The sequence below is a fragment of the Limnohabitans lacus genome (assembly GCF_030053395.1).
In the GTDB taxonomy this organism is placed as follows: domain Bacteria; phylum Pseudomonadota; class Gammaproteobacteria; order Burkholderiales; family Burkholderiaceae_C; genus Limnohabitans_A; species Limnohabitans_A lacus.
Genome location: NZ_JASGBH010000009.1, coordinates 118,816 through 142,279, shown reverse-complemented (window position 1 = coordinate 142,279; position 23,464 = coordinate 118,816). Strand labels below are relative to the sequence as shown.

The window sequence follows — 23,464 nt, the reverse complement described above, 5'->3', positions numbered from 1 at the left end:
CTCATATCAGGGGTACTTTGTAGGGATCGAGCAGGCCATCGACAAAGGGCAAGGGGTCAATCCGACCTCGGGCCATCGACGCGACTTCTTCGCGGTGGGCGTAAAGACTGCCTAGACGCAGCTTGATCCAGCTTTTGAGGCCTTCGGGCACATCCGCTGCGCTGCCATACCCGGCATCGAAGGTCACCGAGACGGCACCGATTTGCGGCAAGGCCACAGGCCAGATCTGACCAAACACTGGGGTGATGCGGGCAGGCTCACAGGCCTTGTCCACCGTGTAATGGGCGGAGGGCATGACTTGCGAAACACCTGCCATGTCTAGATAACGAATTTCCACCACCGATTGCAGGGGTGACTTAGGAATCAGGATGGCATGCCCGGGCAGCGTGAAGGTTTGCCCTGCAGGCACACCCATGAGACCGCAGCCCGGAAAGCTGTCGAGCACCATGCGCCAGCGGGCCGTGACCAGCTGTCTCTGGGTCAGCATCTCGGCGGCCTGGCGGGCTGCAGAGATCAGGGCCTGAATCAGGGCATCGTCCTCGTCAAAGTCCACACGCAGGTGGAGCTTGGCCTCGGCCAGCGAGACCGGCTCGGCCGCTGGCGGGGTGATCAACTGCATGGGCATGCACCGCTCTCCCCTTTAGATCAAACGATCTGAGCCACAGCAGCTTGGTTAGCTGTTTCGGCTGAGGCCAGTCGCGGGTTGACGCCCAGCAGCTGCGCCGAAGTGTTGGCTGCAGCGGCAGCCACCGTGACCACGAGGCGGACGAAGGCAAAGCCATTGTTCACATCGAGCTCTTCAGGACGCAAGTTGATGAGCGCCTGACGGTTGGCACCGTTGCTCGCCTGGCTGAGCTGCGCGATGGCTTTGCCCGCCACGTCCTTGGCACCCGTGCCATTGGCGTCCTGGGCCTGTTGCAGCTTGGCGTCAACCGTGGCACCTGTGGCCAAAGCGCCGGTTTGAACCAGCGCCAGCAGGCCATGGTGGGTGCTGAGCGGCACCCAGCCAGTGTTGGCGACACCTGGTGCCTGGTTGCCCGGATCGAGCGTGACCAGGATGGACAGCAGTTCGCTGCCTTTTGCATTTGGAAACATGAGGGTTCTCCTAAAGGGGTCAGGCGACGATCAGCGTGCGCCCAGTTGGACAAAGGGCGACAAGGTGGCGTTGCCCTTGGCCGGTGCAATGGGCGCAGCGATCTTGGACTGGCCGTCCATGCGGAAGGTGGTCCGAAAGGCGGTGAGGTCCGAGTCGAAGTACAGGTGCATGGAGGTGGCCGTTTGCATGCCACCGGCCTTGGTGATGGTCTGGTAGTACGACAGATCGGCCAGTAGCACATCGCCCGCTGCAGAAAAGCTGTTGGCGTGCTGGGAGACGAACACCGGGCGACCCAGCAAAGTGCCGTAGGGCGAGACCTGGATGCCCCCGACGGGCAATCCCGTGGGCAGGTAAATCGGGTAGTTGCCCAGCATGAGCGTAAAAAGAGCTGGCAACACGTCGTTGTTGACGATCCACACTGCCTTGCCAAATGAGCCTGGCGGCAGGCGCGAGATCATCTTGGCCAGGTTCTGGGCCAGAAGGGTCTGAGCGGCCTGGCCCGACTCCTTGGCCACCGTCACCGTGGTCGCGTTGGTCATGCAGCCCACCGGCAGGCCGGTGCCCGCGCCAAACAAGATCGACTCGTTGGTCTTCCAGCGAATGGAGGTGGCGATCTTGTCGGGCAGATAGGTCGACAGCGCATTGGTGTCGTCCAGCAACTCATCCGTCACCGGCACCAGGGCCATGAGCTTTTTGAGGCGCAAGGTGGACAGGCCCAGCACGGGTTTGGTGGCACCGGCCGGATTGGCTTCGCCTTGCCAGTAGGCTCGGATGCCGTTGGTGCCCCAGGGCGTGGTCTCGTCCTTGGGGAAGGCCATGGTGTTGCCCGTGATCTCGACGTTGTCGGTCAGCGGCAGCAAGGAGTCTTCACCCAAGGAGAGCTGGAAAATTTCTTGAGCGAATTGGGGCGGCACCAAAAAGCCACCGTCTTGCGCCGAGCCTTCGCTGCCAAAAGAGGCAGGGGCGACGGCACCGCGACCGGAGCCAATCAGGAGACGCTCGTCGATGGCGCTACCGGGGTTTTGCGCCTGACGCACGGTTTTGAGGAAGTCGCCCACGGTTTTGAAGCCGTGCTTGGGATCGACTTCGAGGTTGTCGGTGACAGAAATTACCGTGGATGTGTGACCATGGGAGACTGCTGAATGGGCCACATTGGCCATATGCGCCTCTTCGGCGATCAGGGCAGCCTCGCGGTCGATGGCTGCTGACGCCACCTCGATCTTGGCCTTAAGGGCGTTGAAGGCATTCAACTCCTCATCGGTCATATCGCGTTCTTCAGATGCGGCGATGTCGGTCAGGGCGCGGGCGTCCTTGACCAGGGTGGCTTTGCGAGCTTGAAGCTCGCGCAATTGCTTACTCATTGGGGTTGCTCCAGAAATGAAAAAGCCGCCCAGGCAGCAAGCACGGGGCGGCGGTTTGAGGCGCGACCAACGGGTCGCAGGTGGTCGGCAGCCCTCAACGGAGGACTGCTGAATTGGGGAAACGGAATCTGTTCGAAGTCAGATCAGCGCGAGGGCTGCTCGTGCCCGGCCAAGCCGGGAAGCACCCGGTGGCTTTTGAGGGACGGCCGACTTTTGCATCTTGGCCAGCACATCGTCAAAGGTGGCAATGCCGTCCACCATCTTGGCGGCAAGCGCCGCATCTGCACCCAGCACCCGCCCCTCGCCCATGCCGTCACGCACATCGGCAACCGAGACGCCTCGGCCCTTGGCCACGGCTTTGATGAAGGCGTTGTAATAGTCGTCCACACGGGACTGCATAAAGGCCTGGGCCTCAGGATCCAGCGGCACATACGGGTTGCCCTCGACCTTGAACTTGCCTGCCGAAATCAGGGTGGGTTTGACCCCCTCCTCTTCCAGCGCCTTTGAGTAATCAAAGTGGGCCTGCCAGACACCAATGGAGCCCACCTCGCCACCCGGGGTGACATAGAACTCACCGGCCGAGCAACCGATCCAATAGGCGGCCGAGGCGGCCAGGCTGTTGGCCACGGCCACCACGGGCTTTTGGGCCCGGGCTATGACGATCTCGGCGGCCAACTCGGCCACGCCGTAGACGCTGCCACCGGGGCTATCGATGTCGATCAGGATTTGGCCCACCGTGTCATCCGCCAGGACCTGGCGCAATGCGCTTGTGAATTTCTGGGTACTGGTGCTGCCCGGCCCCGAGATGTCATCGATCATGTTGCCGCGCTGCGTGACCACGCCATACAGAGGCAAGACAGCGATGCCAGCTCCGGAATGGGAAGAGGCACGGTCTGTTGCGAACTGTTTGCGCGTATCCCGCAGCACCCGGTCCGTATTGATCTGAAACAGCGTCTCGTCGCTGGGGGGCACGTCAGAAGACCAACGGGTGAGGACGGCAGTCATGGCCTGCAGACGCTCGGGCATCAATGCCCAGGGCGTGGTCAGAAATTCAGAGATCAGAAGTTGCTTGTTCATTCATGCATTCCAAGTTCGATGAGCGCTTGCGCCAGTGCATGCTCATCGGTAGGTGTTTCAATATGGGCGGCCCACTGCTCAACCCGTGAAGGAGTCAACCCAAAGGTCTCAGAGATCAAATTCACTTCTTTGGATCCGATCACACCGGTCCTGCTGATGCGGCGTGCCAGACGCTGTGCATTGACATGAACCAAACCCCGCAGCCTCTGGCGAATGGCTTGATCAGACCCGGGGGCTGCGTCAGGTGAGGGCGTTCCGTCTGCCGCTGCAGTCTGTGACTCCAATGCCTCGGCCGCGTCTTCTTCGACCATGTTGAGCGGGCGAAGAGGCTGATCCAGTCCAGAAATCGGGTTGAGGTTCTCGGCGATACGGGCCTCATTGCGGGTGAGCCAGCCGTTTTGGATGCCGCTTTGGTAGTAAGCAGAACGGCTGGCCGCGTCACCGCGCATCAGGTTGGCGAAGTCGAATTCGATTTCGAGCTGATCGCCATCAAGCATCAGGTCCGCTTCGATCGAAGCCTCCCAACGCTCAGCCCAGGGCGTCATGGTGTGCATGACGAATTCCAGGCTCTGCTGCTCTATATTGGAGAACGTCGCCCGGTCCAGGTCCGCGATCATGTGCGGCGGCACCCGAAACAGGCGAGCGATGTCCGTGATCTGAAACTTGCGCAGCTCCAGGAACTGGGCGTCCTTGTTGGTCACGCCCACCTCGTGGAACTTCATGCCGTTCTCCAGCACCAGCACCTTGCCCCGGTTCGCTCCGGACTGCGCCTGCTGGTAGGACTCACGAAATACCTTCTTGGCTTCGGCGTCCTTGAAGTTGCCCGGGAACTCGATCCAGCCGCCCGTGGGTTTGGCATCGTTGTTGAAAAACCGGGCGCCATAGTCCTGCGCGGCCAATGCCATGCCTAGGCTCTCACGGGAAAGCTCGATGGGACTCAAGCCCAGCAGACCGTCCGAGGACAAACCCCGCAGGTGCCAGACCTCGCCGCGAGGCAGGATCATTTCGTGGCCTGCCTGGTTCTGAATCCGATATCGATAGTCACCTTCAGTGAGCAGTTCCATTCGCACCCGGTCCGGATGAACTGGGATCAGCTCGGTGATCTCGCCTCGGCCGTTGGCCAGGATCTGGCAGAAGGCGTTGCCACGCAGGGCCAGGTGCCCTTGCAGCATCTCGCGCCACTCGAACGGGTTCTGGTACCGGTTCGGCCTCTTGCCCAGCAACCGGTAGAGCCAGTGGTCCGTCACCTTGTCCTTGCCGCCATCTGCTCGAGCACGGTAGACCACCAGTGGCAGCGAGGCCATGGTTTCAGACAGGATGCGCACGCAGGCATAGACGGCTGCCAGGCGCATGGCCGAATCGGCCGAGACGCGCATGCCCGAGACGCTGCGCACCGACACAGGCTCAAAAAAGAAATCACCCCATGGGGAGCGATCACTTGCGGAAGCTTTGAATCGGTCAAAGAGGTTGAAGATTCCCATCGGTAGTGTCAGAAAACGCGCTTGCCGTCTCGTTAGAGCAGCATCAGCTCGTAGTCGGATCCCAGCACCACCGAGTCCCCCGGTTTGATCGCCCGTGAAAGGGCCATGATCAGTGCCACGATGCCGTCGATCTTGTTTTCTGCTCGCTCCTTGCGCGGGTAAATGTTGTCTTTGACGTCCGTGTGGGCCACCACGTTGCTGGCCATCCAGGCCAATACCGGGTCGCCGTCATGGGCGAGCTTCTTTTGCAGGACCAAGGCTTCAAGCGTCTTCATCGGTTCGCTGAAATTCAGCACCGTGGGACGCACCTCGATCATGGGCAGGCCCTCGGAGAGCATCCGTGTGGACAGCTGTGTGGCCTGAAACGGATCGAAGGCCACGGCTTCCACCGAAAACCGGGACGCGATGTCCAGCAGATCGGCCTCGATCCAGCTGAAGTCGATCACGTTGCCCGGTGTCACTGACAGGCGTCCGGTATGGGCCCAGCCCTCGTACTGACTGTTGCCAGCAGCCTGGACCGTGTCCTCGGGCAGGTAGTACTTGCCAAACACGGCATATGCGTCGCGCATGTTGTCGTTGGGGTCAGGGTGCTGAAACACCATGACCAGTGCTGCAATGTCCGTCTTGCTAGCCAGGTCCAGGCCCACCCAGCAGGGCTGGCCCAGGAACTGGTCCAGCTCCAGATCGGGGTTGGTGCCCGCGTCCCATGCCCGCATGTCCATCCAGGCCTTGTCCGCGCTCACCCATTCATTGAGGTGCTTGGTCTTGAAGTTGTTGACCGCGCTGGGCAACTGCATGGCCTTGGCCTGCAGGGGCACCAGGATCTCTTCGCGCACCGAGATGCCCCAGTTGGGGTTGGCCTTAATGAGGGAGTCCTTGATCGTCCAGTCGTCCCCTTCATCGAGGCCGTAAATGATCCCGAACTGAGAGTCGTCTTCGAACACTCGGTTGAGCAGCTTGGTGACAAAGCTCCTGACCTCGTAACAAATCCCCGAGCGGTTGCTGCCCGCCGTGGTGATCACCCACAGCAGCGAGTTGTCCCGCTTGCCGGTGCCGGTTTCCACCACGTCATAGACCGTTCGGGTCTTGTGGGCGTGCAGCTCGTCAATGCAGCCAAAGTGGATGTTCAGTCCGTCCAGCGTGGAGCCCTCAGCCGAGAGTGCCTCAAACTTGGAGCCGGTTTGCAAGACATGCATGTTGTGCGCCCCGACGTTCACCGCAAACCGGTTCCGAAATCCCGGGCTCAGGCGCGCCATGGTCTGGGCATCGCCAAAGACGATGCGAGCCTGATCGCGGGTGGTGGCGAGCGAGTACACCTCAGCGCCGCCCTCGCGGTCGGCCGCCAGCATGTACAGTCCCACCGCCGATGACAGCGTGGACTTGGCATTGCCCCTTGGCACCTCGATGTACGACCGCCTGAAACGGCGCTTACCGTCCGATTTGACCCACCCGAATACCGTGGACAGGATGAACACCTGCCATGGCTCCAGAACAATCATCCGGCTGGCCAGTGGGCCTTTGACGTGAGGCAGACGCTCAATGAAAGCGCACAAGTTGTCGGCTGGTCTGTAAGGCCTGCCGTACCGGTCAAGCAGCTCCGGGTTGAACTGGTAGATGCTGCTCTTGCGTTTGAAACGGATCAGGTCATCGAGTTGGCGCTTGCAGGCCTTTTGAACCCACTCGCAGGTCAGGATCTCTCCCGATACGACGCGCTGTGCATATTGTTTTGCGCTCGCGGCATATCCACTCATCGTTTGCTCTCGGTCTTACCCAACAATGTCCTCCCAAAGATCGAGCTCTTCGCCCGGTCGCTCGTTTGGAATGGAGATGCGCGAACGCGATGCAGGCGTGAACCCCATCTCGATCGCAGCCTTGGTCATGATCTGTGCCTGCTTGTTGGCAATGGCCAGGTACGGCGACTGCATGGGCACACCGCTGTGGGGGGCCTTCACCAAGAGTCCCGTTTTGCCGATGCCTGCCTGGGCCTGTCGGTACAGGTCTGCCGCGCAGGCCCAGATTTCCAGCACGGACATGTCCAGCTTGCGAATCAGTGTGGGCGGCGCACATTCAAGCGCGTAGCGCCAGGCAGCCTTGGCACCCTCAGGCATGTAGTCCGGAGGCTCGACCAGCAAGCCCTCTGGGACGGGCTCGTGGTAGTTGGTCCGGCATGGCTGCAAGGTCCCCTTGATCTGCTTGACTTGAGTCGGCAGTGGCTTGCGTCCGCCCATAAATCACCCGCTTGGTTTGATGTTCATCTGATGCACGGCCTTTGCTGCGCAGAGTCTTTGGAAAAGGGGATACCCCCCCTTGTTCAATTTGCACGCACAAAAATTTGCGCAAGCCCACGCATCTTGGGCGCCAGTCTGTAGAGATTCAGACCCCCTACCCCCTCAGGACGGGGCCTGGTTGCGCAGGGATGCAGTCTCTGAGGCGGTCTTGGCGTTGTGACAGGGCACGCACAGGCTCTGCAGGTTCGCTCGCTCAAAGCGCTCACCACCTTGCTTCACTGGAACGATGTGATCAACTACCTTGGCTGGCTGGAGCACGCCCTTGGCCTGACACCTGCAGCAAAGCGGGTTATCCCGTAACACCGCTGCACGCGTGTTGCGCCACCTGGCCGATTGATAGAAGCCCAGCTCGGTGTCGAACCCACGCCGCGCACGACCGTATTCACGGTGCACTTGGGGCTGGTGATTGGTGCAGTAACCGGGCACGTTCAGCACCTGCGCGCAACCCGGATATCTGCATGGAGTGGGCGCACTTCGCGGCATCTCAATCGGCTTTCAAGGAATAAGCGACAGCTTGAAAAATTGACTTGGCTTCATCTTGATTCAGAGCGTCAATGCTCCACATCCAATCAACACAAGGAGAAAGCGCATGAAATCAAGCCAAGAAATCGACCAGCTGTTCAACCGCATCGCGAACGAACACCTCTACATCGAAACCCTGGAGACCCAGCACAGAGACCGGCTGGACTTTCACGAGGTGGCGGTATGGGGCATCAAGTGCGCGCTGGCCGCAGCCTACGCAGAAGGGATCGCAGCAGGAAAAAAAGTAAAAGCACCAAGGAGCAAACAATGCAACTGACTGACACCCAGCGCGCGTTGCTCGAAGCAGCTGCAAAGCATCCACAAAAGAAACTGGTGGACTTTCCGGAGAACCTCAAAGGCGGTGCTCGCATGAAAGTGATCACCGCCATGATCAACACGCAGTTGATTGAGCCCTGCGCCGATGAGCCCAACGTTTACATGGCCACGCAAACGGGCATGCAAGCAATCGGCATCGCAACACAACCGGCAACACCGATCACGACCCAGGCCACACGTACAACACGTGAGGGCACCAAACAGGCGGTATTGATTGACCTGCTCAAGCGTCCCGAGGGGGCCACGTTGTCGCAAATGACCGAAGCAACCAAATGGCAAGTTCACACCGTACGCGGGGCAATGGCTGGCGCGCTTAAAAAGAAACTGGGGCTGGAGATCACATCAGAGAAGCAGACCGGCACAGACCGCGTCTACCGCATCACCACCACAACCGTTTGAGGGCCTCATGAACTCCATCACTATCACCATCGAATCCAAGCCCACGACCATCAACTTCGATGGCCGCGAATTTCAGGTTCAAAAGCTCAGCATCCCGCTGCCTTTTGGCCGCAAGCCTACAGACATCTCCGACATTGCCGCTTGCGGCGTCGAGGCGGTCTACGTGACCGAAATCCGGGAGATGGACCCTGAAGAATTTGATGGCTTCAAATTGAACCTGGGCAAGTCTCGCGACTGGCTCAAAGGCAAAGGAGGCGATTACTGGGATGGCCGGTTGTGCGTGATGGTTCGCGCACCTGGTCGCCCCTACTTGTTCATCGATCCATCCGGAGGAGACAGCGTTCGCTACCTCGCGCGTCTGGGCTGATCAGTCACAAATAAGCAACTGATCAGAAAGATTGGATGAATCGCTTTACTTCGTCCGCAAGTGAAGCGTTCATAGAGGCATCGCAACAAGGAAAACCCATGCACATCAACGCCACACCAACAACGCAAAACGAAGCCTGGGGCTTTTGGGGAACGATGGGCGGTCATGCCTGCGTGGCCTGGCCCGTCGCCATGCAACAAATCGCCGAGGTCACAGGCGAACCTCTTGAATCGGTCCGGGCATTCCTGGACAGCAAACAAGGCAGGCACTTCGCCGATTCGGTCCGAGACGGACTGGCCGGTGGCCTTTCGATCAACGCTGCTGTCGCCCAAGCCATCACCAAATGGATGGACTGGAAGATTGGCCGCATCACGGCGCGGGAAACAGGCATCCCACGAGGCCTGCCTTACCTGACCGGCTTTGTGATCCACTGTGGCTTGGATGAGGTCTGCTACTGAGCCACAGGCTCGGCATTTTTAGAAGTGGCGGCGTTGATAAAAAAGACGCCGTCATCTTCGCGCACCGCCTGCTGGCCGGTGTAGTCCTCCCAGCGTTTGATGATCACGTCCACGAACTTGGGATCGAGCTCAATGAGGCGAGCCTGCCGTCCGGTCTTCTCGCTGGCGATCAGGGTGGTGCCCGAACCGCCAAACAGGTCCAGCACGATGTCCCGGCTCTTGGATGAATTCTTGATGGCCCGCTCAACCAGCTCGATCGGTTTCATGGTCGGGTGCAGATCGTTGACCCGGGGCTTGTTGTAGTTCCAGATGTCCGACTGGTCCCGATCGCCACACCAAAAGTGGTCCGAACCCTGCTTCCACCCATAAAGGATGGGCTCGTACTGACGCTGGTAATCCGCGCGTCCGAGCGTGAAAGTGTTCTTGGACCAGATGATGAACGTGGACCACTTACCCCCTGCCTTGATCCAAGCCTTTTGCAAGGTGTGCAGCTCGGACGAGCTCATGCACACGTAGCAGGCGCCCTTGGTGACCAGGAGCAAGTTCAGGCAAGCGTCGTACAGGAACTGGAAGAAGCCATCGCCCAAGTCGTCGTTCATGATGCGCCGGTCTTTGCCGCGCATCTTGTCCTTGGCGCTGTTGCCGTAGTCCACGTTGTAGGGTGGATCGGTGAAGGTCATGTCTGCAAGTTGACCGCCCATGAGGCGCTCGACATCCGACAGGACCGTTGAGTCACCACAAAGGAGGCGGTGGTTGCCGAGAATCCACAAGTCCCCAGGTCTGGAAACAGGCTCTACTGGTGCGTCTGGGATTGCATCATCTTCAGTCAAACCACCGCCTGATTCGTCACCGTTGAGCAGCTCTTCGAGCTCCTTGTCGGAAAAACCCACCAGGTCCAGATCAAAGTCGGCCGCCTTGAGTTCGGCCAACTCGAGTTTCAAAAGTTCATCATCCCAGCCAGCGTTCTCGGCCAACCGGTTGTCGGCCAGGATGTAGGCCTTCTTCTGCTCGGGCGTCAGGTGAGCCAGTTCGATGACCGGCACATCCTTGAGACTCAGCTTTCTGGCTGCCATCAAGCGACCGTGACCAGCGATCACGCCCTTATCACCGTCTGTGAGGATCGGGTTGGTCCAGCCGAACTCGGTGATTGAGGCTGCAATCTGGGCAACCTGGGCATCGCTGTGGGTGCGAGCATTGCGCGCGTAGGGGACGAGTGCGTCCACTGGGACCATTCGGATCTCAGGATGATTCATGGGGGGGACCGGTAAAATCGACCGCAAAACGAGAATGTTCTGCAGTGCAAATCAAAGTAGTTCGCGGGGTTCTGGCCCGCAAAAGCCCGACTGAGGCCACAGCATCCGGATCAGGCTTTACGCCGCTGATTGCTGGGACCTACGAAGTGGGATCAGAAGTTATTGGGCGGCTGGAAGTTTTCCGCGAGGGAAAACCGACTGTGTTCCTGCCGCTTGAGAAGCTGGCGGAGTACGAGGCAGCAGGAGAAATCGAAGTTCATCGATAGGAGTCGGACAACAGTCAGTAGACGTCGATGTCATCGACTGTGTGCGACTGTCATCACTGTCTTTGCACTCGTTTGTCCACCGTAGATGAAAATATAGCTGCAATTCGCCGAAATGTTGCAGCGTGTTTTGGCCCCAAAAACCGCGCATTCACGTTTGAACGTCAATAGCGCCGCTCATGACCGCCAAAACACGCTAATTTCCTCTCCAGATGACAGGCCTCACTTTTTGAGTGGCTGCGCCTGCCGATTGAGCAGATCGGCCACCACCTGCATGTCCCGCTTCCAGCGTCTCCACGCCGTCGTTCGGTCACAGGCAAAGCGCTTGCTGATCTCCACCCAGTCAAAGCGCTTGGCCCGCATCCACACGAGGTGCCGCTCATCGAGCTCGAGCAACTGCACCCAGCGCATCACTTCGAGCATGCGTTCCACGTCCTGAGGGGACGGGGGCGGCAATCGGTACACCTTGTGCGGATCCGGGTAGGCGTTACTTGGCAAGATCATGATGGGCCAGGTGCTGGCGTAGCCCTGCACCATCACGCGTGGCAATCGCCTGGCTGTTCTGGCCGCATCGACAAATCGGTCTGCCACCGTCTCGACTGTCCAGACTTCAACCATGGCCACCTCCCGTGGGGTGACCCTGGCCATGGCCTGAGCCGTAGAGTCGCTCGCCAATGCTGCGAATGAGCTGGCGCTCCAGAAAGTCCAGGCGCTCGTCCTCATCCGAGATGACCAGGATGTGCTGCTCGCGCCATCCCTGGCGCTTCGTTGCCTCGACATCCATGGGCGTGGCTTGCATGCGCCCAAGGGGCGATGGGTAACGTGCTGGAGGGATCTTCATACCTGCCCTCCAAACGAAATATTCCGATGCGCCGCTGGGAAACAGTCAAAACCGGAACACATCGTCATTTCGGCCGGTTTTGACAATGTGGCCGACGCTTTTGCCGTACTCCAACATCTATGACTCTTATCTGTATACGCGTATACGCGTAAAGAACAAATGTTCAATAGAGTCAGTTGTGTCAGAGAACTGGCCATCAGCTTGATTTTTGAAATCTTTTTCATTGGGTTTGTCTCTCAATCGTCGTTGTAGGGGTAGGCGCGCGAAGGCAGCGAGGTGGGCTGTTTGAGGTCAAGGCCCACATAGCCACGCACGCCCATGGAGTTGCGCCACTTCTCAAGGCGCCTGGTGAGCAAGGCATCAGAGAACCTGCGCTGGGTGCCCACGTATTCGCCACTGAGCTCGGCCCACTGCTTCCAGTCGTTGAAAAGCGTGGCCGTGAGAGCCTTGTGGCTGGGCCCTTGGTTGCAGCGCTCAGCGATCCACCGGCCCATGGCGTCCTCGGCCTCGAAGTACTCCTCGGTCGCCTCGGCCACGCTTTGGGGCTGCTTGAGTCCCAGCTTCTTCCACTGCAGGCAGCCCTCCAGCGCCCAAGCCAAAATCCCATCACGCTCGGCCAAAAGCTTCTCGGTCAGGAGCGGATCACGCTTTTCTGGAGGGACCGTGATCGTGAAAGGGATCAGGTGCATGCGGCGGCGCATGGCCTCGTCGATGTTGCGGATCGCGGGTTTGTGGTTACCGGCAATCAGGAGCTTGAACTGCGGCCTGTAGGTGAAAAAGTCTTGGTGCATCAAGCGGGCCGTGATGTCGTCACCACCCGTGATCGCCTTGATCTTGGACTCGTTCCAGCGCCTGCCCTGCTCGGTTTCTGTCGCCGAGACAAAGCGGGCACCACGCAAACCGGCCAGATCGGTGGGGTGACGATCGGTGCGCGACTCCATGAAGGTGTCCATCGGCGCATTGGCCGCGTAGTCGCCCAGCACCGTGGAGATCACATTCACGAACACCGACTTGCCATTCGCCCCCGTGCCATAGAGGAAGAAAAGCGCGTGGGTGCTCAAGTCGCCCGTCAGGCAATAGCCCACCACGCGCTGCAGATAGTCCTGCAGTTCTTGATCGCTCCCAGTGACATTGACCAGGAAATTTCGCCAGACCGGGCACTCTCCTTGCGGCGTGGCCGTGGTCACCTTGGTCATGCGGCGATCGCGGTCGTGCGGTCCACGCGCGCCGGTTCGCAGGTCCACGATGCCGCCGGGCGTGTTGAGCAGCCAGGCATTGGCATCCCACTCGTCAACAGTGGCGCTTTGTCGGGGGTCAGATCGCACAAGACGCTCAACGGCCGAGATGGTGGCTGCACTGGCCATGCGGGCTTTCATGCGCGGTGTCTCGGCGAACATGGCGGCGCTGCGGCACACCGTGCGGCTCAGGTGCATGATGTACAGCTGCTTGTCCACGTTCCAGCGCACGCCATTCCAGACCAGCCATTTAGACCACGGGGCGCAGTAACGCCAGTCCTCGGCAAACTGGTGCGAGAACGCCAGAGCCAGCCCATCCTCGGTGGAATAGTCGATGCCCTCGATCGGCATGGCGATGTCGTTCGCGCCAAATTCACGCGTGATCGGCATACGCTCGCCCACGGCCAGAAACCCGGCAATGTCAAAGCCATCGGTCAGCGCATCGGCCACATCCCAGCCTTCGGGCTTTTCTGCGGGAGGCTGCAAGATGGCGCACGATTTGGCCCCTGCCTGCAAGATGGCCTGCGAGGCACGGTCCGCGTACAGCCAACCGGGCTTGTCCCGATCGGGCCAGATGAGGACATGCTTTCCAGACAGCGGCGACCAATCGGTTTTCTCGACTGGCGCATTGGCACCGTGCATGGCCGTGGTGGCACACACGCCGAACTCGAGCAGGGCCTGGGCGCACTTTTCTCCTTCGACCAGCACCACCCGATCGGCCTTGAGCATGCCAGGCTGGTTGTACAGCGGACGAGGCTCGGGCGGCGTCATCTTGCGGCGGCGCACATCCCAGGGCCTGAACTCCTTGCGTCCAGGCTCAGGGTCGTGCCGGTACACCACAGCGATGAGCTTGCCGCTGGCATCCTGGTAATCCCACTTGGCCGTTGGCGGGCCCAGCTCATCGACCACTGGGGCCTTGGCCTTGCTTGCTGCCACGGCGCTGGGCGGCATGGCCGAAACACGGCCGAGCCATTCCCGGGCTTTCTCCAGCACCTGCGGAAACTGGGTCTGCACATTGAGGCTGTAGTAGCGGGCGATCAGATCGAAGATGTCGCCACCTTCACCCGTGGCGCGGTCAGTCCACAGCCCGGCCTTGGGGCCAGAGAGCAACAACTCCAGGCTGTCGCCCGGCCCCCCCATCACATCGCCCACCAGGTATTTGTTCTGGCGGCGCTTGCCCGAGGGCCAGATATCCACAACCAGGAGGGCCAGCTGGTCATTGAGGGCTGTTCGGATTTCGGATTTCTCTCGATTGGCATCGGTGCCATCTCCCGCTGCTTTGCGCGTGTTCGATGTGGGTGCATCGTTGAAATCAAGCATCCGTCCCTCCCACGTCGAACGCTGCATTTTTTTCTTCATGCAACTTTTGGGCATAGCCAAGCTGCCACTGATGCAGCTCACCCAGCCTGAACCGGACCAAGCGATTAACGCAGTAGAACGGCAGCCCCAGGGCTTTGCGCTTTGCAGTTTTGGTGAAGTAATACAGCGGCAGGTTCAGTGCCTTGGATGCACGTTTGGCTGTGAGCAGCGGCTCATCGCTGAAGTCGTTATCGCCTGCTGCTTGCAGGCTCAATGGCGAGGCCAAAGATTCAGGTTCATTCATGAAATAGTCTCCCCTGCAGGTAATCTGGTTCACCCGCATCGGTTGGTAGAAGTTGGAATCCGCAGGACGCTGCGTCCTGCGGTGGATTCAGGGCAATCGACTCAAAGTCGTCTCTCTGGCGATTGATCCAGTTGCATGCGAACAGGCGGGTACTTGCTGCGCTCGTGTTCCTGCACCATGGCCTCGACATAGGTCGTGACCACGGCATTGATCAGCCGCAGGGCCTCTTGCTGTGTGTAGCTCGACAGTGGTCGGTCCATACCGATTTCACCGGCAGCCTCACCCAGCGGCTTGAGGCATTGCTGCATGGCAGCCAGTTCGGCTTCCGATGGATCAATCACGCCAGATCCCGTTGGCAAAGTGCCCTCGCGCTCGAGTGCCCGCACACCGGCCGCGTACAGCCGGTGGAAACAGGCCTGGCAGCGCAGTGAGCAAAAGATCCAGTCGATGGGGTACCGCTTGGGGTGCCCCACCTTGAAGCGCAGATCCACATGACCAAAGCCTTTGGCCTGACGGGAACACACCCAGCATTTCATGCAAAGCCGCCATCACTGCGCCCATGCAGGCCGCGACTGCGTATTGCCAGGGCGGGGGGTGTAATTGGTCCCCGGCTGGGGGGCTGGTGCCGCCGATGCAGGAGAGGCCATTGCCGGAGCTCCACCGGAGCCCCCACCAGAGCCCCCGCCCATGCCACCATCGCGTTGCAACTTGGCCTGCATCAGCTCTGCGTACTCTTTGTGATCGGGCTCGATCACCAATCGGATGATGTTGCGGTACTCGCCCTGGCCATCTTTTTCAATGCCGATCCGGGCTGCGAATTCGGCACCATCAAGGTCACCGAAACTGCGGATCTGGCGGGCTCGCTGCGCCTCAGGAGAGCCGTCATCAGGGTGGATGTTGCGCGAACTGTTGAGCACGGCCTTGATGAAGCTGCGGCCCATCTGCGCCCAGGTCGGCCCTTTGTTGGAGTGCAAACCAACATTGCTCCAGATCTTGCGTTTGGCAAACGGGCCTGTGAGCAGCACGAACTCGCAGGACAGGAAAACTGCGCCGGTTTCATCCGATGCCGTGGCATAGCCGCCCGTCCAACCCCTGCTGGCGTCGTCATAGCCGCCGGGTTTGATGGCCATGCGCACCAGGGCCTGGGTGCCTTTGGGGATCAGGTTGAACTCGCCTTGCTGGGCATCAGCGTCATTGAAGTCGCACCAGGCACCCGGGGCACCGTGGGTCGAAGATTGGCCATAGGTTGTGGCCTGGTTGTAGCTGTCGTGGTTCATTGAAGGTTTTCCTGTTGTGTGGGGGTTGTGTTCTGGTTTGTCCGAAGGGCCGTCCGCTCAAAGCTGAACTTCGCCGACCCAGCGAATTTGGAAGGAGGGTTCGGTGATCAGTTCTTTGCGGGCTAGCTGAAAGGCCGCGCGCAGCAGTGGGTGCCAACGGGCGTAGTCCTGCTCGCTCACCGAGAACTGGACTTGCATGAAGTCCTGCACCCGGTCACCGGCCACCACCATCCGCTCAGCGATCTGGGACAGGTGCTGCTGGTCCCAGACGATTTCTTTGGGCTGAGAGACATCGATCTGCAGGTCACCGTCATCGATGCGGAACCTGGCCGTCTCCTCCTGGTCAAGGCATTCGGCATGGCGGATCTGGTCGGCGTAGCGGATTTCCATGGCCCGGTTGATCCGGCCACGCATCTCCACCGTCCAGTCATTAAGCTGCTGCACCGCGTTGCTGAAATGGGCCAGCTGGTCTTTGGGAAGACGGCTGATCTGGCTCACGGAGAGGTCCGGCAGCGCAGCTTGCTGCAATTGCAGGTGGTTCATGCCGCACCTGCCTTTCCGGGGATGCGCTTGGAGGTCGAGACATGTTGGACGCAGTTCTCGAAGGCAATCACGGCGTTGAGGGGGTAGCTCACCCGTTTGCCCAGCTTGAGGTAGGTCGGCCCTGTGCCAGTCATACGCCAGCGCTGCAGGGTTTTGGGGCTCATGGCCCATCGGGAGGCCAGGTCAGCCTCAGTCAGCACCAACTGCTTGGGCATGGTGGATTCAGGGGAAGTGGCGCTCAGGAAGACTGGCGCCTCGGGTGCTGGTGTTGCTAGCAGCATTGGTAACTCCTTTCGAAGAGTTGGGGGACAACGCTGCTATTTCAGGAAATCAATGGGGAACTGACAAGGAACTGATTAAGGAACTTTGGCGATATCTCAAGTTCCTTAATCTTTCCGAGGCCCGGTTTCTGCCCCCTCTGGTTGACAGCCCGGGCCGCATCTGATATCTTTAAGATATCTATTTACAAAGGATCTACCAATGACAGCTGCAACAGCTCAGATCGCCTTTCGCTACCGTCCGCAGGACAGCGCAACAGGCGTGACCCGTACAACAGCGAAGCGCCTGGCTGAGGTTCTGGGCGTTGATGAAACGCAGGTCATTCACTTGGCCCTGCATGAGCTGGCCACAAAATTTCTGCCTCAATACGAGGCTGATGAGGGCGCTCTGACCAAGGCCCAGCTCAGTCAGGTCAAAAAATCAGCACCCAAAGCCAAGGGCGGCACTGTTCGCAGCAGTCTTTTTGAACTGGAAAGCGCCTGATGCGGTGGTGGCCAGAACCTACAGCTGGCGAAATCGTCTGGTGCCACTTTCCTGACAATATTCACCCTAAGCCCAAACCACGTCCAGGCCTGATTGTTTCGACCAAGGAAGACGACGAAGGCATGATCTTCGTGAGCGTGGCATACGGCACCAGCCAAAAGACGGACCGTCTGTACAGCGGAGAGTTTCGCATCGCCAAAAATGAGCATCCGGCCGCGTATACCAGCGCCGGACTGAGCTACGACACCAAGTTCGACTTGAGAAACGTGCTTGAGCTTCCGTTCAACGACGCCTATTTCTCGATTCCTCCCCATGCACCGCATGGCCAGCTTCCAAAGCTAGGGACACTGCATCCGAGCATCGTCAGGATTGCCGCCACCGCTTTCGCAGCAGCAAGCAAATAGGCTCAACCATGGCTACAACCGCATGGGCCGATGGGCATCGACTCCTGTATCACTGGGATAAATTTTGCGAAGACCGCTTGCGCGCTCTTGTCCGAGACAAAAGAATTTATTGCTCGAATCCAGCCGACTTCAATGACCCTTGGGATTGCAAGCTGCACTTCAACACGGACGTCTTGAAAGACCCCATTGAGCGTCAAAAGCATGCTCAATGGGTATTGGATTTATGTCAGCGCAAAGCACCCATGGCTCCAGAGGCACAGGAACGCATGCGGCAAACTTTTTTGAATAATCCAGAGGCGACTTCGGTATTGATCAACCAACTCTCTGCAGAGTTAGCGATAGACATCGCCGAGCAATACAGAGTCTATTGCTTGGGACCAGACCCCAAAAATCTGCTCATGTGGTCTCATTACGCAGACAGTCATCGCGGCATTTGCCTTGAATTTAGCCTTCGCAATGACATCTTCTGCTCCGCATTGAAGTGCGAATACACCTCGACATTTCCAGCAATCAAGCTGTACGACGACTCGGATGAGGCCGCCCTGATCGCTTTGCTGTTCAAAGGCGACGTTTGGCGATACGAAAAAGAATATCGAGTCATCACGAAAGAAAAGTCCAAAGCATTACCAGGCACTGAATCTCTGCTGTCAGATGGAAATTTTCTTCAATTTCCGAAAGGCGCACTGACCTCGATCATCACGGGATGTCAGTCGGACCACGAGCGAATTCATGACCTCGTTAAATCGGTTGATCCCACTGTAAATGTGAAGCGCGCCGTCAGAGTTGCCAATCGTTTTGAGCTTTCAATTACTTGATGCTTCCAATCATGGGCCACTAACTCGACCAGGCAAGTCGATATTGCCCCAAACGGCGCTGCCGCACGACCAGTTGGTTATATGCCCAACGCGGCCCCTCATACGTCGGGTCATCCCGGTTTGCAGCCTTCACCTTGAACACATCCATGGGCTTTTCGCTGTCCAGCCTTGCTGCGCGCATGATGAATTTCGATGATTGCGCGCGGTCACGGTGCTCCCACAGAGCAGCAAACACCCGAGTCTGTGCTTCAGTCAAGCGTATGGGGCCATGCGGCCACCCTTCCAGATGCACCCAGGTGAAGTCTTCACTGAACGGACCATGAACAGCCACGCTCGGTAAGCCGTCCTGCACGTTGTCGGATTTTTCACCTTGGTCCGGGTCTAGCAGGCGCAATGCCAAGCCATGCAAGGCAAACCGGTCTTCCAGCTGCCACCACGTGGCCGTTCCTGTCAGCGGCTCCAATGGTGCCCGCACCAATGGCCGTGGCGTGATCACCCAGCTTTGACTGCGTGGCTCGGGTCCATGAAAAATCCGCAACCCATGGCGCTCCACCAGGTCGATACGGCGAGCCAGCACCACCGGACGCTTCTTGTGCCGGCCAATGTCCCACACCCCATCGATGATCTGATTCACAGTTGCGTGCGGCGAAATGTCCAGCGCACCGCGTAGCTTTCGGATCAACCATTCGTCGTCCAGCCTCCAACTGCGCTGACTGGCCGGATCCAGCGCAAACGGGCCGCAGTCCGGACACTGCACCATGAGCCCTTCATTGCTCCTGAAGATGGGACCACGGTACAGACCGCAAAAAGCGCAGACGGCATCACGACTGCTGACTACACCAGGCACAACCGCCTTCGCCTGTTTGAGAACCTCTAGGGCCGAAATTTCTTCATCGTGCAGGCTGCTCTCAAAGGATGCATTGCCTCGCACGAACATCAAAGCGGCCAAGCTGATGGCTTGCTGATTGAGGGTCAACTCCATTCACACCTCACTCGAACAAGTTGCCATCCATGGTCGCAGGCTCCTCCTGCTCCCGTCCTGTCTTGAGGACCTGCTGCGCCTTCAGGATGCCCAGCTGAACCAAATAGCCCTCGAGTTGGGCACGCAGCTTCTCATCGAATTTGTGCAGGTTCAAACGCCCCTTGCTGGTGATCTCCACACTGACCACCTGGCAGCGGCTCTTGCCCTGCATCGGCGCGAGATAAAAATTGAGCACAGCAGCCTGGATGGTCCAGCCGCGTACGAGGGGGTTTTCTGCGCCGAAGTAGTCGTGCAGCAGGTCCGTCACGCAGCGCTGATCGCTGGCGGCACTGGCCGTGCATTCCATTTTGAGTTGCCCGCAACCGCTGACCACGGTCACGCTCTTGACCTGCAGGCCAACGAATCCGTCATCGATGGCCTGCGGGATGTTCAGCCCCAAGCGAAGCGTGGACAGGTTCAGGCGTGGCGTCTGGATCCGCTGGGCATCGGCATCCACACCAAGCAAGTGCCTGGCAAACGCCTCACACAGCATGGCGTGGTATTTGGCTCCGCCACGGATGATGGTGCGAGCCACGCCGGTGGCCTGGGCGTACTCGAGCACCATGTGGATGTTCGGACTGCCCACCCGCCGCTGCAACTGGCTGCCCTCGAACTCCAACTTGGCCGTAGCCAGGTCCTTGGCATGGATGGAGATCAGTTGCGTGCCGCGCGCACGGTCCAGCACATTGACCACGCACACCTCGCCACAACCCAGCTCCCGCTGGTAGAAGCCTTTGATGGCTTCACCGAATGCGGCGATCGACGCATCGTCACGCTTGATGGTCCGTTTAAGGCCCAGGTCATGCTGTTGGGCTTGCTGCCCATGGTGATCAAGGTATTCGATTTCCGCTGCGGCCTCGAACAGCGCCGGATGGTGGACGTACAGCCAGAAGGCCCGGTGCAGATCACTCTTGCAGGCAATGAGGCCCACTAGTTCGGCCGGGCGGTCATGGGCGGCTTGAAACATGGCCTGTTTGCCCAGCGGGTGGGCCAGCAGCGTGCAGGCATGCAACCCCGCCACGATGCGGTCACGCAGGGCCACCACGGGGTGGGCCTGAATCAGCCCGATCAGGCGTCTTGAGGTCTGCACCGTGTCGCTCCATGCCCAGCCCTCGGGCATGGGTAAAGCATGGCGCTCAATGAAGGTTTTGAGGGTGTCGTCGACAGGCAGGCTCAGCAAGATGTCGGCGTAGGTTTGGTTTCGGCTCACGAATGTCTCCTAGTTGTTTTTCGTTGGGCAATGAGGCGTCCGAACCCCTGGTCCTTCGTCCTGGGGCTTATGTTGGTTTTCGCCGGATTGCTGGATAAATATACAGCTTTTCAAAAATCTGTCAAAACCGTCGATCCAGGCCGCATGGTTGCTGGGAGGTTTCAGAAAAAGCCAGGATTCACGCGGCGTTGTGCTCTCAAGCGCGTTGATGGCCCTCTAAAACAACGACTCGAATTTGGGTGATTTGGCTACGATTTCCGAGGTCAGATTTGATAAACCAAAGCACCTCGATGAACCACTTCCAAACCCCAGTCCAAGGCAATCCGATCGAGAAAAGTGGGTACCTCTCCCTCTCGCAAATCGCTCACCTGATCGCACAAGCGGTCGTCGATCAACACCAGGCTCTTACGCAGGCAAACAGCAGTTGGGTATATGCGACTGATCGAGACAAGTTCCTCGACTTCCATGCCTACCAGAGCGTCAATGCAAACCAGTCTACACACCTGGAGTCACAGCCTTGAAAAACACCGCCCCGCCGATGCGCGACATCCTGCGCACCGGCCAAATATCTGAACAACTTCACGCGCTCCCGAATATGAAAATGCCCGAGCTATGGGCCCTGTGGGATCAATTTTTTGTGCATCGGCCTGCCCGGCCCAACCGCACGCACATCGAGTCACGCTTGATCTACAAGCTGCAAGAGCAGGCCTATGGCGCACTGCCCAGCGGCACCCGCAACATGCTGGCCGACTACGGCGCCCGGTTCTCGAAGATCAAAACCGCTGCCCCATCCACCCGGACACTGCTTCCGGGCACCACACTCTTGCGTGAATTTGATGGCCACAAATACAAGGTCACGGTGCTACCCACTGGTGGCTATGAATTCGACGGTCAGCGGTACAAGAGTTTGTCGGCCATTGCCAAGTTGATCACCGGCACACAATGGTCCGGACCGGCCTTCTTTGGCTTGAAAGGCAAGAAGGCATGAGCGAGACGCAACAAGTTACTCCCAAGCGCTGTGCGGTGTATTGCCGCGTCTCTTCGGACGAACGGCTAGATCAGGCCTTCAATTCCATCGATGCGCAGCGTGAAGCTGGCGCGGCATTCATCGCCAGTCAGCGCGCCGAAGGCTGGGAGCAAGTCGAGGACAACTACGAAGACCCAGGGTTCACCGGCGGCAATATGGACCGCCCGGGCCTCAAGCGCCTGCTGCAAGATATCCAGGACGGCAAGATCGACATCGTGGTGGTTTACAAGATCGACCGACTTTCGCGGTCACTGGCTGACTTTGCCAAGATGATTCAGCTCTTTGACCGGTACAGGGCCAGCTTCAGTTCGGTCACCCAGCAGATCAATTCGGCCACGTCCATGGGACGCCTGATGCTCAACGTCCTGCTGTCCTTCGCTCAATTCGAGCGCGAGGTAACCGGCGAGCGCATCCGCGACAAATTCGCCGCCTCCAAACGCAAAGGCATGTGGATGGGCGGACCAGTACCGATAGGCTACTGCGTGGACAACCGAAAGTTGGTGGTGGTGCCAGAGGAGGCCCAGGTGGTGCGGCAAATCTTTGACTCGTTTGTCGCCACACGTTCGACCACCCTCATGGTCAAACAGCTCGTAGAGCAAGGCGTCACGAGCAAAAACGGCAAGCCACTGACCAAGCAGGCTCTGTACACCATCCTGCACAACCGCTTGTACATCGGCGATATTGGACACAAGGGCGACTTTTACCCAGGCCAACACGAGGCTCTGATTGACCAGTCGCAATGGGACAGTGTGCAAAAGATCATGGCCCAGAACAGCCGGGACCGGGCTCGCGACACCTTCGGTCAGAAATGCAGGCACGGCTTCTTGCTGCGCGGGATGATGTTCACGGCCGATGGAGACCTCTACCTGCCGATGGCCACACGCAAGACCAGCGGCAAGCTTTACCGCTACTACGTGGTCAACAAGAACCAAAAAATGGGGGCTGGCACCGTGGAATTTGCCAATCTGCCTGCAGCGGGCATAGAGAAATCCGTGATGGAGAAGGTGCTCGAGGTGTTGCGATCCGGTCAGATGGTCCACAAATGCTGGGAGCAGGTGTGCAGCCTCAACCCCAAGCTGACCGAACCTGAAGCCATGGTGCTGTTCTTCAAAAACACGGCGGGCATATGGGACCAATTGGCCATCCAGGCCAAACAAGACATCGTGCGCACGCTGATCAAGCGCATCACCGTTGCCCCGGAAGGCTTGCATGTGGACTGGCGATTTGAAGCCTGGGGCGCACTGATCGGCCTTCCGCCAAAGAACCTGGCGGGATATGAACAACTGGAATATGACCTACGTGAATTGGAGATCGCATGAATAACGCACAGTCCGTGGGCAACAGCGTAGCCACCACCTCGAATCACGTGGAGTTCAGCACGTTCATCCCACTGAAGTTCATCAAACGCGGTGGGCGCAGCGTGGTTGAGCCCCCGGAAAACTTCGCCCAGGTAATCAAAGACCAAGCCCAGCTACCGGACACCAAACTGGTTGAAGGGCTCACACGCGCCTTTTACTGGCAGCGACTCATCGACGAGGGCATCGTTCGCAGTGGCGTTGAAATTTCCAGACAGGAAGGCCTGGATCAGGCCACGGTCAATGAATGCATGCGCTTGACGCTGCTGGATCCCAAAATCATTGACAGCATCCTTCAAGGCACCCAGCCCAAGGGGCTGAACTTACATTGGTTCACCAAACACACCATTCCGGCCCTATGGAGTGAGCAGCATGCAAAGTTTCAGGCCATCGCCGACGACTGAATGAGCCGGTGAACTGCGGGGCCAGCGATCGGACCCAGGCCCTGCGCCTTCGAATTCACGCGCCAA

General features: G+C 58.9%; 31 protein-coding genes. 11 read left to right on the top strand and 20 right to left on the bottom strand.

Going from position 1 to position 23,464, the window contains the following annotated elements; translation table 11 throughout:
• Position 1: 1 nt before the first annotated feature.
• From QLQ16_RS12875 to QLQ16_RS15830, 8 genes are all read right to left on the bottom strand, one after another.
• A complete protein-coding gene (locus QLQ16_RS12875; protein ID WP_283225058.1) occupies positions 2-625 on the bottom strand; it encodes a head-tail connector protein in 624 nt (207 codons plus the stop codon).
• 20 nt (positions 626-645) lie between these two features.
• Positions 646-1,095: a hypothetical protein gene (locus tag QLQ16_RS12870; RefSeq protein ID WP_283225057.1), complete on the bottom strand. Its 450-nt coding sequence runs from the start codon at positions 1,093-1,095 to the stop codon at positions 646-648.
• 30 nt (positions 1,096-1,125) lie between these two features.
• Entirely contained in the window at positions 1,126-2,457 is a 1,332-nt protein-coding gene (locus tag QLQ16_RS12865) for a phage major capsid protein (RefSeq protein ID WP_283225056.1), read from the bottom strand.
• A gap of 138 nt (positions 2,458-2,595) precedes the next feature.
• Positions 2,596-3,534, bottom strand: a complete 939-nt coding sequence (gene sppA, locus QLQ16_RS12860) for a signal peptide peptidase SppA (RefSeq protein WP_283225055.1) — start codon at positions 3,532-3,534, stop codon at positions 2,596-2,598.
• Complete coding sequence (locus tag QLQ16_RS12855; protein WP_283225054.1) at positions 3,531-4,928, bottom strand: phage portal protein; 1,398 nt, start codon at positions 4,926-4,928, stop codon at positions 3,531-3,533. The genes sppA and QLQ16_RS12855 overlap by 4 nt, the downstream gene beginning before the upstream one ends.
• A 119-nt stretch (positions 4,929-5,047) precedes the next feature.
• A complete protein-coding gene (locus QLQ16_RS12850; RefSeq protein ID WP_283225053.1) occupies positions 5,048-6,766 on the bottom strand; it encodes a terminase large subunit in 1,719 nt (572 codons plus the stop codon).
• Positions 6,767-6,781: 15 nt separating this feature from the next.
• The gene (locus QLQ16_RS12845; protein WP_283225052.1) at positions 6,782-7,192 is read right to left on the bottom strand and encodes a phage terminase small subunit P27 family; all 411 of its coding nucleotides are present in this window, start codon (positions 7,190-7,192) and stop codon (positions 6,782-6,784) included.
• Positions 7,193-7,405: 213 nt separating this feature from the next.
• On the bottom strand, positions 7,406-7,786 hold the full coding sequence (locus QLQ16_RS15830; RefSeq protein ID WP_283225051.1) for an HNH endonuclease: 381 nt from the start codon (positions 7,784-7,786) through the stop codon (positions 7,406-7,408).
• A gap of 106 nt (positions 7,787-7,892) precedes the next feature.
• Here QLQ16_RS15830 and QLQ16_RS12835 point away from each other — a divergent pair, with 106 nt between their 5' ends.
• The 4 genes from QLQ16_RS12835 to QLQ16_RS12820 all read left to right on the top strand — a co-directional run bounded on the left by QLQ16_RS12835 (position 7,893) and on the right by QLQ16_RS12820 (position 9,385).
• Positions 7,893-8,102 carry a DUF6900 domain-containing protein gene (locus tag QLQ16_RS12835; protein ID WP_283225050.1) on the top strand — a complete coding sequence of 70 codons (210 nt, stop codon included), beginning with the start codon at positions 7,893-7,895 and terminating at the stop codon, positions 8,100-8,102.
• Positions 8,093-8,560: a DUF3489 domain-containing protein gene (locus QLQ16_RS12830; protein WP_283225049.1), complete on the top strand. Its 468-nt coding sequence runs from the start codon at positions 8,093-8,095 to the stop codon at positions 8,558-8,560. The genes QLQ16_RS12835 and QLQ16_RS12830 overlap by 10 nt, the downstream gene beginning before the upstream one ends.
• A 7-nt stretch (positions 8,561-8,567) precedes the next feature.
• Positions 8,568-8,927, top strand: a complete 360-nt coding sequence (locus tag QLQ16_RS12825; protein ID WP_283225048.1) for a hypothetical protein — start codon at positions 8,568-8,570, stop codon at positions 8,925-8,927.
• A 98-nt stretch (positions 8,928-9,025) separates the two neighbouring features.
• Entirely contained in the window at positions 9,026-9,385 is a 360-nt protein-coding gene (locus QLQ16_RS12820; protein ID WP_283225047.1) for a hypothetical protein, read from the top strand.
• Here QLQ16_RS12820 and QLQ16_RS12815 read toward each other — a convergent pair.
• Positions 9,379-10,638: a site-specific DNA-methyltransferase gene (locus QLQ16_RS12815; RefSeq protein WP_488801405.1), complete on the bottom strand. Its 1,260-nt coding sequence runs from the start codon at positions 10,636-10,638 to the stop codon at positions 9,379-9,381. The two genes, QLQ16_RS12820 and QLQ16_RS12815, sit on opposite strands and share 7 nt — an antisense overlap.
• A gap of 44 nt (positions 10,639-10,682) precedes the next feature.
• Between QLQ16_RS12815 and QLQ16_RS12810 the strand changes: the two genes are divergently transcribed.
• Entirely contained in the window at positions 10,683-10,904 is a 222-nt protein-coding gene (locus QLQ16_RS12810; protein WP_283225046.1) for a hypothetical protein, read from the top strand.
• 219 nt (positions 10,905-11,123) lie between these two features.
• Here QLQ16_RS12810 and QLQ16_RS12805 read toward each other — a convergent pair whose 3' ends face one another.
• The 8 genes from QLQ16_RS12805 to QLQ16_RS12770 all read right to left on the bottom strand — a co-directional run bounded on the left by QLQ16_RS12805 (position 11,124) and on the right by QLQ16_RS12770 (position 16,681).
• Positions 11,124-11,519 (bottom strand): DUF6362 family protein, encoded by a 396-nt coding sequence (locus QLQ16_RS12805; protein WP_283225045.1) that lies wholly within the window; start codon positions 11,517-11,519, stop codon positions 11,124-11,126.
• Positions 11,512-11,742 (bottom strand): hypothetical protein, encoded by a 231-nt coding sequence (locus QLQ16_RS12800; RefSeq protein WP_283225044.1) that lies wholly within the window; start codon positions 11,740-11,742, stop codon positions 11,512-11,514. The genes QLQ16_RS12805 and QLQ16_RS12800 overlap by 8 nt, the downstream gene beginning before the upstream one ends.
• A 236-nt stretch (positions 11,743-11,978) precedes the next feature.
• Positions 11,979-14,297 carry a phage/plasmid primase, P4 family gene (locus QLQ16_RS12795; RefSeq protein ID WP_283225043.1) on the bottom strand — a complete coding sequence of 773 codons (2,319 nt, stop codon included), beginning with the start codon at positions 14,295-14,297 and terminating at the stop codon, positions 11,979-11,981.
• Positions 14,290-14,580 (bottom strand): DNA-binding protein, encoded by a 291-nt coding sequence (locus QLQ16_RS12790; protein WP_283225042.1) that lies wholly within the window; start codon positions 14,578-14,580, stop codon positions 14,290-14,292. Before QLQ16_RS12790 ends, QLQ16_RS12795 begins: the two co-directional genes overlap by 8 nt.
• 101 nt (positions 14,581-14,681) lie before the next feature.
• Entirely contained in the window at positions 14,682-15,116 is a 435-nt protein-coding gene (locus QLQ16_RS12785) for a DUF6511 domain-containing protein (protein ID WP_283225041.1), read from the bottom strand.
• A 12-nt stretch (positions 15,117-15,128) separates the two neighbouring features.
• On the bottom strand, positions 15,129-15,857 hold the full coding sequence (locus tag QLQ16_RS12780) for a hypothetical protein (protein ID WP_283225040.1): 729 nt from the start codon (positions 15,855-15,857) through the stop codon (positions 15,129-15,131).
• Positions 15,858-15,914: 57 nt separating this feature from the next.
• Positions 15,915-16,400, bottom strand: a complete 486-nt coding sequence (locus tag QLQ16_RS12775) for a hypothetical protein (RefSeq protein WP_283225039.1) — start codon at positions 16,398-16,400, stop codon at positions 15,915-15,917.
• Positions 16,397-16,681, bottom strand: coding sequence for a helix-turn-helix transcriptional regulator (locus QLQ16_RS12770; RefSeq protein WP_283225038.1), 285 nt, complete (start codon positions 16,679-16,681; stop codon positions 16,397-16,399). Before QLQ16_RS12770 ends, QLQ16_RS12775 begins: the two co-directional genes overlap by 4 nt.
• 199 nt (positions 16,682-16,880) lie before the next feature.
• Between QLQ16_RS12770 and QLQ16_RS12765 the strand changes: the two genes are divergently transcribed.
• From QLQ16_RS12765 to QLQ16_RS12755, 3 genes are read left to right on the top strand one after another with little or no spacing between them, the layout of a single operon-like run.
• A complete protein-coding gene (locus tag QLQ16_RS12765; protein ID WP_283225037.1) occupies positions 16,881-17,162 on the top strand; it encodes a hypothetical protein in 282 nt (93 codons plus the stop codon).
• Positions 17,162-17,566 carry a type II toxin-antitoxin system PemK/MazF family toxin gene (locus QLQ16_RS12760; protein ID WP_283225036.1) on the top strand — a complete coding sequence of 135 codons (405 nt, stop codon included), beginning with the start codon at positions 17,162-17,164 and terminating at the stop codon, positions 17,564-17,566. The genes QLQ16_RS12765 and QLQ16_RS12760 overlap by 1 nt, the downstream gene beginning before the upstream one ends.
• A gap of 8 nt (positions 17,567-17,574) precedes the next feature.
• Positions 17,575-18,381 carry a DUF2971 domain-containing protein gene (locus tag QLQ16_RS12755; protein WP_283225035.1) on the top strand — a complete coding sequence of 269 codons (807 nt, stop codon included), beginning with the start codon at positions 17,575-17,577 and terminating at the stop codon, positions 18,379-18,381.
• A gap of 19 nt (positions 18,382-18,400) precedes the next feature.
• On the opposite strand, the gene QLQ16_RS12750 is transcribed toward QLQ16_RS12755, so the two are convergent.
• The 3 genes from QLQ16_RS12750 to QLQ16_RS12740 all read right to left on the bottom strand — a co-directional run bounded on the left by QLQ16_RS12750 (position 18,401) and on the right by QLQ16_RS12740 (position 21,079).
• Positions 18,401-19,363 (bottom strand): hypothetical protein, encoded by a 963-nt coding sequence (locus tag QLQ16_RS12750; RefSeq protein ID WP_283225034.1) that lies wholly within the window; start codon positions 19,361-19,363, stop codon positions 18,401-18,403.
• 7 nt (positions 19,364-19,370) lie between these two features.
• The gene (locus tag QLQ16_RS12745; protein ID WP_283225033.1) at positions 19,371-20,612 is read right to left on the bottom strand and encodes a hypothetical protein; all 1,242 of its coding nucleotides are present in this window, start codon (positions 20,610-20,612) and stop codon (positions 19,371-19,373) included.
• 263 nt (positions 20,613-20,875) lie between these two features.
• Positions 20,876-21,079, bottom strand: coding sequence for a hypothetical protein (locus tag QLQ16_RS12740; RefSeq protein WP_283225032.1), 204 nt, complete (start codon positions 21,077-21,079; stop codon positions 20,876-20,878).
• Positions 21,080-21,129: 50 nt separating this feature from the next.
• Between QLQ16_RS12740 and QLQ16_RS12735 the strand changes: the two genes are divergently transcribed.
• From QLQ16_RS12735 to QLQ16_RS12725, 3 genes are read left to right on the top strand one after another with little or no spacing between them, the layout of a single operon-like run.
• Positions 21,130-21,600: a DUF2924 domain-containing protein gene (locus QLQ16_RS12735; protein ID WP_276308849.1), complete on the top strand. Its 471-nt coding sequence runs from the start codon at positions 21,130-21,132 to the stop codon at positions 21,598-21,600.
• On the top strand, positions 21,597-22,958 hold the full coding sequence (locus QLQ16_RS12730) for a recombinase family protein (RefSeq protein ID WP_283225031.1): 1,362 nt from the start codon (positions 21,597-21,599) through the stop codon (positions 22,956-22,958). The genes QLQ16_RS12735 and QLQ16_RS12730 overlap by 4 nt, the downstream gene beginning before the upstream one ends.
• A complete protein-coding gene (locus tag QLQ16_RS12725) occupies positions 22,955-23,398 on the top strand; it encodes a hypothetical protein (RefSeq protein WP_283225030.1) in 444 nt (147 codons plus the stop codon). Before QLQ16_RS12730 ends, QLQ16_RS12725 begins: the two co-directional genes overlap by 4 nt.
• The last annotated feature ends 66 nt before the right edge of the window (positions 23,399-23,464 follow it).